The following is an 11,537-nucleotide window of genomic DNA, read 5'->3' as shown; positions in this document are numbered from 1 at the left end:
GCTTTGTCAAATTCAAGCGTGCAAATCGTGCCCTCACTGAGCCACACGCCAGATCATGCTCGCGATGGGCACGTCGTTCAGTTGTATACGGACGACGTTTTTCTTACGGACGTCTTGTGTCGATTCGTCGGCGGTGCGCTCGCGGTCGGTGATGCTGCTGTGGTCATAGCAACGGCCGCTCATCGTATCGCGCTCGAAAGACGGTTGTCTGAGGTCGGGCTGGATACGGCTAAGTCGGCGCTTCAAGGTCGGTACGTAACTCTCGATGCCAACGAAACATTACCGCGATTCATGGTAAATGGGGCAGTCGATGAGGATCGCTTTCTCAACATTATCGGAGGTGTTCTGCGGCGTCTAAGAGACGTAGTTCATGGTGAGGCCTGTCGCATTGCTGCGTTTGGAGAACTTGTCGCATTATTGTGGGCTCAGGGAAAACCGCAAGAAGCTGTCCGAGTCGAGCAACTTTGGAATGACTTGGCCAAGAACTACTCGTTTTCGCTTCTTTGTGCGTACCCGATCACCGGGTTCGACAATCAGAGGCACATCGAGCCTTTCTTGAAGATGTGCAGCCAACATTCTGGCGTTGTGCCTAGCGAGAGTTATTTAGGATTGAGCAGCGAAAAGGAGCGACTCCGTACCATCGCTGAACTTCAGCAAAAGGCTCAAATCCTTGAAAAAGAAATGGAATCGCGGCAAGGGGAAGCTCAGTTCCGGTTACTCGTAGAGACCGTACAGGACTACGCAATTTTCATGCTCGACCCCTCGGGGAAAGTCAGTACGTGGAATGCGGGAGCGAAACGCATCAAGCAGTACACAGCCGGAGAGATTATTGGCAAGCATTTCTCGCAATTTTATCCGGAAGAAGACATACGAAACAGGAAGCCACAATGGGAATTGGAGGTCGCGCAGAAAGAGGGTCGATTCGAAGACGAAGGCTGGCGGATACGAAAGGACGGATCGCGTTTTTGGGCGAATGTCATCATCACGCCAGTGAGAGAGGCTTCTGGCAAGCTGATCGGTTTCGCGAAGGTTACTAGAGATTTCACGGAGCGAATGCAAGCAAGTCGACTCTTGGAAAAGGAAGTGGCGGAAAGACGTGAAGCGCAGCGGGAATTGCAAAAGTCTGAGGAATCTCTCCGAGAACTATCGCTTCATCTTCTTCGCACTCAAGATGAAGAACGAAGACGCATTGGAAGAGACCTTCACGACAGCCTCGGGCAATATCTTGCGGTGCTCAAGATGAAGTTGGATGGCGTTGCGACATTGGTAGCGCAAGACGACAAGGCAGTCGTTCAGGACGTTGCCGAGTGCATTCGCCTTACAGAGGATGCAATTAAGGAAGTGCGTACCGTTTCGTATCTTCTCTACCCTCCAATGCTCGAAGAGATGGGCCTGAAATCGGCCATTCCGTGGTATCTCGACGGATTTTCTACCCGAAGCTCAATTAAGACCAACTTTGCTGTCGAATCGGATTTCGGTCGTCTTGCCCGTGAGTCTGAATTAGCACTGTTCCGGGTTCTGCAAGAGAGTCTGACCAATGTTCATCGCCATTCAGGAAGCCGAACGGCTGATGTTCGACTCTTGAAGAAAGAAGGGTGGTGCGTTCTTGAAATTGAAGATAAGGGGAACGGCATCCCTAAACAGTTACTGGATCAGGCTGGCAAGGACTGGCTGGGTGCTCTCGGAGTAGGATTACGGGGCATGAACGAGCGCATGCGGCAACTGGGAGGCAAGCTGGAAGTTGATTCGAAGGAGAGCGGCACATTGGTGCGTGCGACTCTTCCTGCCGGACATGTGGAAACGTCCCTGCCGAAGTAGTATGCAGTCAACTTCGGCCTAGAGACCTCGTTAGTACGAATTTCAAACACTAAAGGTGCTCCCCCTGCCACCCACCCAAATGAGCACGAGGAAATATTTTGACTAGTGGCTGATGAGTGCAATGGTGCAATGGCGAGTAGAGTCGGGGCAGCGACTGTAGTCTCCCGGTGAGATTCGGTTCGGCTTTCGCCGCGCCACCTCAGTCCGGTTTGGCTTGGTCCTTTTTCCTGTTCCCGGTCATCGAATCGGACTGGCAGATTTCCCGCATCCGCTCTCGGAAAAGACTCAGCTTTCGCCCGAAGGCCTGCTGTGAGGTGTGGTAACTGGACCGTATCCGCACGGCCAAACACACGGTTGACGGCGGGCGGGGAGCGAGTTTAGAGATTGTCAGGCCCTGTTTCCGCGTTGTCGATCGAACAGTTGCGGGAGCGTATGCCCGCGCTACGTCAGCGCGAACAAGTGCTCCGCGCTGAGTTGCAAGCCATCGCGGACCAGGCTAATGATCAAGCGGCCCTCCTTCGTTTGGCGGAGACCCTCACCGCGTTCCTCGCTCCCTCGCTCGGCTACACGGTGCTGCTGATACGCTGAGTATCACGGAACGCCAGCGCATCGTGCGGCTCGTAGGGAAAGATATCCTGATCGGAGACGACACCATCACCATTCGCCATAGCATTTCCGTCCTCTCGGGTCCACCGCGAGGCGCTTCTACGCCGCCAAGCCAGACAGCCGGCTCAAATTACCTTTTGTGTAAGGGGAGTGACTACCCCTCCTTGTGGAGTGCCCCGCTCGGTCGGAAAGAGCTGCCCTTTGCCGTAGCTTCCCGCCTTGAGCATCGCCTTGATAAGGCGAAGCACTCGGCCATCCGCTACCCGCTGGGCTGCTAGCGTGAGCCGCGCGCTTCCTGTTTGTTGACCACTCGGGGTTGCGCCACTTTGCTCTACCCTGCGCCGTCGGTCAGGCGTTATTCGCGCGATGCCCCGACGAGAGTCCATAGTGCTGACTCCTCAGATAGGCGACCGTTGGTCCCTGGCCTCCCGGAAATAGCAGCGCGTACTCAAGGGGCGTGCATTCCACCACTTCCCCTGGAGCCTCATAGTGTCCTGGGAGTCTTGCGCGGACCGTAGGATCGGCGCCTCGCTCCACCAACAATTGGACAAGCGGAAGCCCAGCGTCCTCCCGCTGTGTCGCCGCGTGGAATATGGGTGTCTGGCCGCCAACGCCGGCTTCGTCCAGCATCGCTGCTGCATTGGCGTCAGCACCACGATCCAGCAATAGCCGTGCCGCATCGAGGCTTTGAAACTCGGCGGCCACGTGGAGCAGCGTTCCACCCCGCAGGGTGAGCATGCGAGCTGCCGTTGCACCAAAATCGAGTCCAGGAAATCGTTGGTGGATCAGAGCTGGACTTGCGTCCAGCAGTTCGGCCAATTCGGTCACGCGGCCGCGAATCACCGCCAGCACCGCAGGAGACTCATGCTTGGATTTTCCGCCGGCGCGAAGAAGGACTTCAATGCAGGCGCCCAGCACTTCGGGATCTCGGACGTAGGCGCCCAGCAAATAGTCGAGCGCCGTACCCGGGTGAGGGATGCCTCGTGCCCTCCATAACGCCTCGCTCCCGCAATTGGGATCCGCGCCATGCTCCAACAGCCAGTGTAAAGTCCCGAGGTTAAGCGCCTCGCAGGCGGCAAAGAGGATGGGATAGTCGCCGTGCCAGGCTGCGTTGAGGTCCGCGCCATGAGCCACGAGCAATTCCATCATCGGAATTCGTTCGCTGGAGAGTGCGGCGCGCATCAGGGGCGCATCGCCTCCCTGATGTACGTCTGACCCGGTCTCGATCATCCATTTCGCCATGGCTAAACGGGTCTGGTCCGGTGGTACCCGAGGCACTCTGCACTCGGCTACCCAGGTGAGCGGTCCGTCCTTGGCATAGCCCAGCGGAGCCTTATGCAACGCCGGATTTCGCAGCATCATGGATTGGACTAGGGGCAGATTGTTACGGTCGATCGCATCCTTAAGCTGTCCAGCTTCTTCAAGCGAATCGATGTGCGCTTTCAGTTTGGGCCAGCTCGGGAATCCGTATTCACGAGCGATTTGGAGTTGTGCATCGGAGAGAGCGCGAGCATTGCCCGCCTTCAATAGGTCCTTAGCCTGATCCTTCAGGTGACGGAGGTTGGGGCGATCAGGAAGGGCGCGCGCGGTGCCAGAGAACTGATTCGACATTGCGAACTCCTTTCATCGAGTGCCCGCCGTCCGCAATTTCGGGCTGAAAGAAGTATCGCGAAACCAGATTGAACTGCAGGTGGGCTTCTACCCTTTCCGCGGACCGGAAGCGTCCCTCACGCTTTTTCAAGCTTACCATACGGCCCGCGAGGTGTTGCTCCCGCCTGGTCGCGAAGCGTGGATCGATTGGCACAGTTCCGCTCTGACAGGCAAACAGGAAGTAATCCGCCCAGAACGAAAGCTGGATTTACCGCTTTGCCAACGCTGGACGGGGATAATTGGCGAAATCAAGGTTCCGCCGCCCCAAAAATTGCTGGTGAAGTGGTGAAGTCAAGCTGGCTGCGGATTCAATTTGTCAACCGTGTGTTTGGTCTGACACTTACTTTCCGCGAGTGGATCCAAGCTGTGGGTGTGAGTTCGGGGACGCGCTGGATGGGCGTGTTGGCGAGCCCGGGGAGGATGGTGCCGAGGTAGTCGAGCACCGGGATGAGCCGGCGGCAGCTTTCAACCGCCGCCAGGATGGCGGCCAAGAGCAAGCAGGCCACCGGGTGGGTCCGGCCGCTGGAAAAATGGAATAGATCCCGGGTTCCACGATTCGGGGCAAAAGCTGAGCAAGGCGACGCCTCCCTCAACCCTTATGAATTTGTCATAACACCGCCGTTACAACTCATCGACGGGTCGCTGAGCGCCTGTTCGCGTCAACCGATAGCCCGATCTTCGGAACATGCTGGGACTCGCGGGTCCTGGATCACCGTCAGAAAACCTGCCGGGCAGGTCTGCCAGAGCGTGCGGTCGCGCTTACAATGAAGGCTTAGTTACGAGATCTGCCTTCATGCTATTTCTCTTACTCTGCCTCGCCGCCGTGGTCGTAAACGCACAGCAGAGTGATAACGGCCAGCCCACCCTGACCGTGCGCTCCACTTTGGTGGAAGTACCGATACTCCTGAAGGCCAAGGGGGGAGAAGTAGTCTTTGGACTCACGGCTGACGACTTCCTCGTCACCGACAATGGCGTACCGCAGCACCTCAACCTTGATCAGGACACCGACTCGCAGCCGCTGGCGTTGGCGATCGTTGTCGAAACGGGGGGTGCCGGAGCGCGGCATCTTAGTGACTACCGCCAGCTCGATTCGATCCTCGACGCGCTGATCGGCAACGTGGAACACCGCATCGCCGTCATTGGCTTCGACAGCTTACCCCATCTTCTTATGCCTTTTACGCCAACCACGGCCGATGCCTCCCGGCAGCTTGCCGGCCTGAACGAAGGTGATCAGGGAGCAGCCATTCTGGATGGTATCGCATTGGCCATCGCGCAGCTGCGGGTACAGCCCCCGCGCTTTCGCCGTGCGATTCTGCTGCTCAGTGAAACCATCGATCAGGGCAGTAAGACAACGCTTGATGAAACTCTGCGCCTCATCAGCGACACCAATACAGCGATGTACAGCTTCGGCTTTTCCAGTACACGCTCTGCGGTCTCCCATGAGGCATCAAAGTTCGGGTTTGGGAGCACAGAGCCAGGGCCTGCGCACGGCTGCTTCAGTCGCAATGGAGCCGATTCCGAGTACGAAGGGCACTACAGCAAGCAGGTGCTCGACTGCATCAGCCAGCTCGCTCCACCTCTTCGGCTGGCTACCATGACCTTTCTGACCGCACGCGATGCGCTGCGCACCAAGACCGCCGAAGCGATCGCGCAGCTCTCCGGAGGCGAGTTCTTTCACTTCCACGATGCCAAGGATCTGAAGGCTGGTCTCATCGCGTTGTCGAACGATCTGCCCAACTATTATGTATTGAGTTTCCGCCCGACAACGCCCACGCCCGGACCGCATGCGCTTCATGTGGAGACCAAGGGTCGTCCGCAGTTGGTGCTAACCTCCCGACGCGAATACTGGATTGACGACGACGCGACGCGCTAGGCCCCCTGCATTCCTCGGAGAGCTTCAGTTCCCCGAGGAGTCCTTGCGTTCGTCTTTAACTTAAGGCCCCTTCCCTCCACCGGCACCACCCGGCTTCAGCGGTACTGCGAGCCCGTCCGCCACCCCACGCATCCGTAGCAAGATCGCGCAATTCTAGTGTGGCCTGACTCTTGGCGACCGTTACCGCACGCGCGACCAGCGCTCCACCGGGGTCGCTCACGGGGCCGGCGATCGCTCCGGTATCGGCTGTCTGGCCGTACATCGGGAGAGAGCAAAGAGCGAGCACGGAAGTCGAGAGGAAGGTGTGGAACGCGCGTAACCAGATGTTCCACATCACGTCGTTCCTCCAATCACCACAGCGGGGCGAGAGAACGAATCGAGCGTAGTAGAGTGCAGATGAGTCGGCGCTTTCGCTTACACACTTCTCTCACGCTTTCAAGGCTTCCGCGGCGCGGAAAAACTTTAACAAGAGAGAGCCATCTCTGTGGGGTTCACGCGGATACGATCGGCACGGTGAATCTGGCCGAGGCCATCAGATTCGACGGCGGCTCCGCCGCGAGAGAGTATTCGTGCTCAAGCCGCCGGAGACTCTCCACCGTCGCCATCAACCTGTGGCCCACTGGTTCGTGGCAGTGTTTTCAGGCGGACCAACGAGTCTGGCGCAGGTCCGTCCAGGTATCACCATCCTCGTAGCGCTCCGGATGGAGCACCTTCGACCGAGGATCTTCCGCGGTATCGAGTTGCAGGACCATCCACTTGGGATACGGAACGCCGGGGTCCGATACCGCGTCTAAGCGCCGGACGTCGTCGCCCGAGAGCTGCAGGTCTACCGCACGGACGTTATCTTCCAGTTGCTCGGGCTTCCGGGCGGCGATGATCACACTGCTGACGGCCGCCCGTCCCAATACCCATGCGAGCGCCACCCGAGCCGGGGTCGCGTCATGTCGATTGGCTACTTCCTTCAATTCATCTAAGACGCCGTAGCCCATCTCTCTGTCGAAGGGCACGAAATTGCCCGCTTCGGCGAAACGTGTGCCGCCGGGAGCAGGGTTAGCGCGAGTGTATTTGCCTGACAGAAATCCGCCAGCCAGCGGGCTCCAGACCAGGATGCCGATGTTGTGATACTCGGCAAACGATTGGAACTCGTATTCGAGACCCCGGCCAACGAGGCTGTAGTACATCTGCGCCGTTACGTATTTCTCCAACCCCAGCTGATCCTGCAGCATGACCGCCGTGGCTGCCTGCCAGGACAAAAAGTTGGACAGCCCGATGTAGCGCACCTTCCCCTGGCGCACAAGATCGTCGAGCGTCCGTAGAGTTTCCTCGAGCGGCGTGTTGCTGTCCCATCCATGGATCTGGTAGAGGTCGAGATAGTCGGTCTGCAGCCGTCGGAGGCTGGCCTCTACTTCGTGCATGATGTTCACGCGAGTCGCGCCGCTGCGGTTGAAATTCCCGTTCATAGGCAGTCGGACTTTTGTGGCAAGAACAATCTCGTTCCTCACGCCCTTCAAGGCATTTCCCACCAGAGTCTCGCTCTCCCCAAGGCTATAAACGTCCGCTGTATCGATGAAGTTGATTCCCCTGTCCAGGGCTAGCTTCACCATGCGCGTTGTTTCCTCCTTACCCAGATTGCCCATGTTCATCTTGCCACCGAACTGCATCGTGCCAAGTGCCACGCTGCTGACGATAAGTCCGGTATTCCCAAGTTTCCTGTACTTCATCTCGACGCTCCTTCTGATGAAACGAAGATTGCGATTGCGATATTCGCCACACCTCACAAGCTGAGTCCGTGTCTTGAAATTCGTTGCGGCGCAACTTCGGACCTGCCGTTCAAATCGATTGCCAGTTCAGATGAGCATTTTGAGCGCCACCTGCGTGAGTTACGAGTATTCACTACGTTGGAAGGCTATTGCTCCCTGCCGAGTCCATATTTTGACAGCGAGTCCCCATCTCGACACATCAACCGCTGCAGTAGATCGACCCATGCCGTTCATCGAGTGAGAACAGGCCTCTTCGACGAATTCGCACGCGATGGCCGTTGACGTCCTTTGGAAGAGGACATGCACTGGAATTGCATGGAGATTCAATATGTCCGCAACAACAAAAGACCGGGCAAAGGGAACCTCGATCTCAGGGGTGATGATCCCCGACAGCAAACTCGCTCGAGAAGCCACGGAGTTGGTGCATGACACCGAGTCTACGTTGCTGTTCAACCACTCGACTCGTGTGTATTATTTCGCCTCGCTTGCGGGAAAAAGGCGCCGACTGAAGTTCGATCCCGAACTGCTTTACGTTGCCGCGATGTTCCACGACATGGGGTTGACTCCGCGGTACAGCAGTGAGTCAGACCGGTTCGAAGTGGATGGTGCAAATGCTGCACGAGGGTTCCTGCGCCAGCGCAATATTTCTCAGCCGGAAATCGATACGGTGTGGACAGCCATTGCACTGCACACTACGCCGGGAATTCCGCAGTACATGCATCCGGTGGTTGCGCTATTGACCAATGGCGTAGAAATGGATGTTCTTGGAATTGCCTACTCGGAATTCTCCGACTCTGATCGCCAGGCAATCGTCGGCGCATATCCGCGCACCGAGCATTTCAAGGAAGATATCATCCAGGCCTTTTACGGCGGCATCAGGCAGAAGCCGGAGACGACATTCGGCAATGTAAAGGCGGATGTGCTGGCCGACAAGGACCCAGAGTTCCAGCGCATCAATTTCTGCAGCGTCATCCGCGGTTCGCAGTGGAAGGGCTGAGAAAAACCTGAGCGGGCGCCCAGAACGCCCGGTTTCCGTTCAAAATACCAACTTGCAATACAGAACTTCTGAAGTGAAATTTGATCATGTCAAAGACCGAACGCTTTACCAATGCAACTGGTTCACCCGTACCGGGCAACACAAATATTTTGACAGCTGGCCATCGTGGTCCGGCTCTTCTCCAGGACATCTGGCTGATCGAGAAGCTCGCACACTCTGATCGCGAGGTGATTCCTGAGCGCAGGATGCACGCCAAGGGGTGGGGCGCGCATGGAACTTTCACGACGACTCACGACATCACCAGGTACACCAAGGCAGCCATTTTTTCGAAAATTGGAAAGCAGACGCCCATGTTCGCGCGCTTTTCGACCGTCGCTGGAGAGCGCGGGGCTGCCGATGCAAAGCGCGATATCCGCGGGTTTGCTCTCAAGTTCTACACCGAGGACGGAAATTGGGACATCGTCGGGAACAATACTCCAGTCTTTTTCTTTCGTGATCCTCTGCGCTTCTCTGACCTGAACCACGCCATCAAGCGCGACCCTCGCACCGGTCTTCGGAGCGCTCAGAATAACTGGGACTTCTGGACGCTTCTTCCCGAGGCACTCCGTCAGTTCACAATTGTCATGTCCGACCGCGGAATTCCAAAGTCCTTTCGGCATATGCATGGCTTCGGAAGCCACACCTTCTCGATGATCAATGCCGACAACAGGCGCACATGGGTGAAGTTCCACTTCCGCACACAACAGGGTATTCAAAATCTCACGGACGAAGCTGCCGCTGTCGTTGTGGCAAAGGATCGGGAGAGTAATGGCCGGGATCTCTTCGAGGCAATCGAACGTGGAGATTTTCCGCGTTGGAGGCTCTTCATCCAGGTCATGACAGAGGAAGAGGCAAAGACACGCAAGCACAATCCTTTTGATTTGACCAAAGTCTGGCCCAAGGCTGACTACCCGCTGATCGAAGTTGGCGTAATGGAGCTCAATCGTTATCCGAAAAACTATTTCGCGGAGGTGGAGCAAGCCGCCTTCTCCCCGGCAAATGTGGTTCCCGGAATCAGCTTCTCTCCTGACAAAATGCTGCAGGGACGCCTGTTCTCTTACGGAGACACCCAGCGATACCGCTTGGACATCAACTTCAATCACATCCCGGTAAATGCTCCGAAGTGTCCCTTTCACTCCTATCACCGCGATGGCCAGTTGCGAACAGATGGAAACCTGGGAGCGACGACCAGCTACAACCCGAATAGTCAGAAGTTGTGGGACAACCAGCCGGAATACGCTGATCTACCGCTTGCTCTCAAAGGCGATGCTAATCACCATGACCACCGATTAGAAGTTGATCATTGGGAGCAACCGGGCAGTCTTTTCCGGAAGATGAGCCGTGAGCAAAAGCAGTTGCTCTTTGACAACACGGCTCGCGCGATTCATGGCGCGTCGCAAGAGGTCCTGGAGCGGCATGTTGCGAACTGCAGAAGAGCCGATCCTGCCTACGGTGATGGCGTGGCACGGGCGCTGAGGTTGAATGTCTTAACGGCAGCCTAACATGCCTTTACTCAGAGTCGATGTGATCGAGGGCCGCAGCCAGGCAGAGGTGAGAGAACTGCTTGACGCTATCCACTGCGCGATGCTTGCCGCGTTCAAAGTACCTGAACGGGACCGCTACCAGATTGTGCATGAACACCCTGCGGCAGAAATGATCATCCAGGACACAGGTCTGGGCATACCGCGCACCGAACGGGTTGTCATGGTGCAAGTGACGACCCGACCGCGAAGCCGGCTTGAAAAGCAAAACTTTTACGAATTGCTGTGCCAGGAACTACTTCGGCGCTGTGGGGTGAAGGCCTCGGACGTCGTTGTTTCAATCACGCAGAATGCTGACGAAGACTGGTCTTTCGGCTACGGCCGAGCCCAGTTCATTACCGGAGAGCTTTGATCCGGAAGACAGCCTTCCGGCGATTACTGATCACTGTTTTGAAGTGTGGCCGGTTGGCCGGTCAAAACGGGGCAATGGCTCGCACAGCAAAATACAGCTTGCTCTTGCCTGCGGCCTTATTCAGAAATACCGGAATCGGTAACCATGAGTACCAACGGAATGAAAGCGCTGCGTTTTTGCTGAGTTCGGATCCCCGGCGGTGCTGCCAATCGAAGAAGTCGCGATTCCAGAACCGGGCGAGGAGAAGCACTGGTTCACATTTCACGCAGGCAGGTCGCCAGGAGGCGTAGAGATGAACACGACTCGACGGGATTTTCTTAAAGTCGGTGCGGGTGCCGTGGCCACCACATCCGCCGTTTCGGCAAACTCGAACCAGGGCGTCTCCTCTATAGCATCCGGGAGATCAGCGGCAGCGCCGGCGGAGGGCGCGGGCAACATGATCTATCGGAGGTTTGGACCCACGGATGTGCACATTTCCGCTATCGGGATGGGTGGTCATCATCTTGGCGATGTGCCGACGTTGGACGAGGCGGTGCAACTCGTCCATGAGGCAGTGGACGCCGGGATTACTTTTTTCGACAACGCTTGGGAGTATTACAACGGCAAGACCGAGACCATCTTGGGCAGAGCGCTCCGGGACGGGCGCCGCGCAAAAGTGTTCCTCATGACAAAGGTCTGCACCCATGGGCGAAGCGGCAAATTAGCCATGCAGATGCTTGAGGACTCGCTGCGGCGGTATCAAACCGATCATCTGGATCTCTGGCAGATCCACGGCATCGTTTACGACAACGACCCGGAGTTGGCGTACGCCAAAGGCGGCGTCCTGGAAGCATTTGATCGAGCCAAGAAAGAAGGGAAGGTCAGATTCGTCGGCTTCACCGGTCACAAGGATCCTGCATTT

The 11,537-nt window shown here is 56.9% G+C and carries 11 protein-coding genes; 7 read left to right on the top strand and 4 right to left on the bottom strand.

Translation table 11 applies throughout. The features are described from left to right. Positions 1-1,818, top strand: a 1,818-nt coding sequence (locus VNX88_05745; protein HWY68146.1) for a PAS domain S-box protein, incomplete at its 5' end; no start/stop codon positions are given. 384 nt (positions 1,819-2,202) lie between these two features. Then, the gene (locus VNX88_05740; protein HWY68145.1) at positions 2,203-2,406 is read left to right on the top strand and encodes a hypothetical protein; all 204 of its coding nucleotides are present in this window, start codon (positions 2,203-2,205) and stop codon (positions 2,404-2,406) included. A gap of 143 nt (positions 2,407-2,549) precedes the next feature. Here the strand turns inward: VNX88_05740 and VNX88_05735 are convergent, their stop codons facing one another. Beyond that, on the bottom strand, positions 2,550-2,810 hold the full coding sequence (locus VNX88_05735; protein HWY68144.1) for a hypothetical protein: 261 nt from the start codon (positions 2,808-2,810) through the stop codon (positions 2,550-2,552). Next, positions 2,773-4,035 carry an ankyrin repeat domain-containing protein gene (locus VNX88_05730; GenBank protein HWY68143.1) on the bottom strand — a complete coding sequence of 421 codons (1,263 nt, stop codon included), beginning with the start codon at positions 4,033-4,035 and terminating at the stop codon, positions 2,773-2,775. The genes VNX88_05735 and VNX88_05730 overlap by 38 nt, the downstream gene beginning before the upstream one ends. 832 nt (positions 4,036-4,867) lie before the next feature. Here VNX88_05730 and VNX88_05725 point away from each other — a divergent pair. After that, entirely contained in the window at positions 4,868-5,947 is a 1,080-nt protein-coding gene (locus tag VNX88_05725) for a VWA domain-containing protein (GenBank protein ID HWY68142.1), read from the top strand. Between the two features lie 55 nt (positions 5,948-6,002). On the opposite strand, the gene VNX88_05720 is transcribed toward VNX88_05725, so the two are convergent. Next, positions 6,003-6,281, bottom strand: coding sequence for a hypothetical protein (locus tag VNX88_05720; GenBank protein ID HWY68141.1), 279 nt, complete (start codon positions 6,279-6,281; stop codon positions 6,003-6,005). A gap of 304 nt (positions 6,282-6,585) precedes the next feature. Then, the gene (locus VNX88_05715) at positions 6,586-7,668 is read right to left on the bottom strand and encodes an aldo/keto reductase (GenBank protein ID HWY68140.1); all 1,083 of its coding nucleotides are present in this window, start codon (positions 7,666-7,668) and stop codon (positions 6,586-6,588) included. Positions 7,669-8,035: 367 nt separating this feature from the next. Between VNX88_05715 and VNX88_05710 the strand changes: the two genes are divergently transcribed. From VNX88_05710 to VNX88_05695, 4 genes are all read left to right on the top strand, one after another. Beyond that, positions 8,036-8,704, top strand: coding sequence for an HD domain-containing protein (locus VNX88_05710; GenBank protein ID HWY68139.1), 669 nt, complete (start codon positions 8,036-8,038; stop codon positions 8,702-8,704). Positions 8,705-8,790: 86 nt separating this feature from the next. After that, the gene (locus tag VNX88_05705) at positions 8,791-10,245 is read left to right on the top strand and encodes a catalase (protein HWY68138.1); all 1,455 of its coding nucleotides are present in this window, start codon (positions 8,791-8,793) and stop codon (positions 10,243-10,245) included. A 1-nt stretch (position 10,246) separates the two neighbouring features. Beyond that, positions 10,247-10,636, top strand: coding sequence for a tautomerase family protein (locus VNX88_05700; GenBank protein HWY68137.1), 390 nt, complete (start codon positions 10,247-10,249; stop codon positions 10,634-10,636). Positions 10,637-10,928: 292 nt separating this feature from the next. Next, positions 10,929-11,537, top strand: a 609-nt coding sequence (locus VNX88_05695; protein HWY68136.1) for an aldo/keto reductase, incomplete at its 3' end; no start/stop codon positions are given.

Source organism: Terriglobales bacterium (genome assembly GCA_035567895.1).
In the GTDB taxonomy this organism is placed as follows: Bacteria; Acidobacteriota; Terriglobia; order Terriglobales; family Acidobacteriaceae; genus Gp1-AA112.
This window is presented reverse-complemented; position numbering and strand designations above follow the sequence as displayed.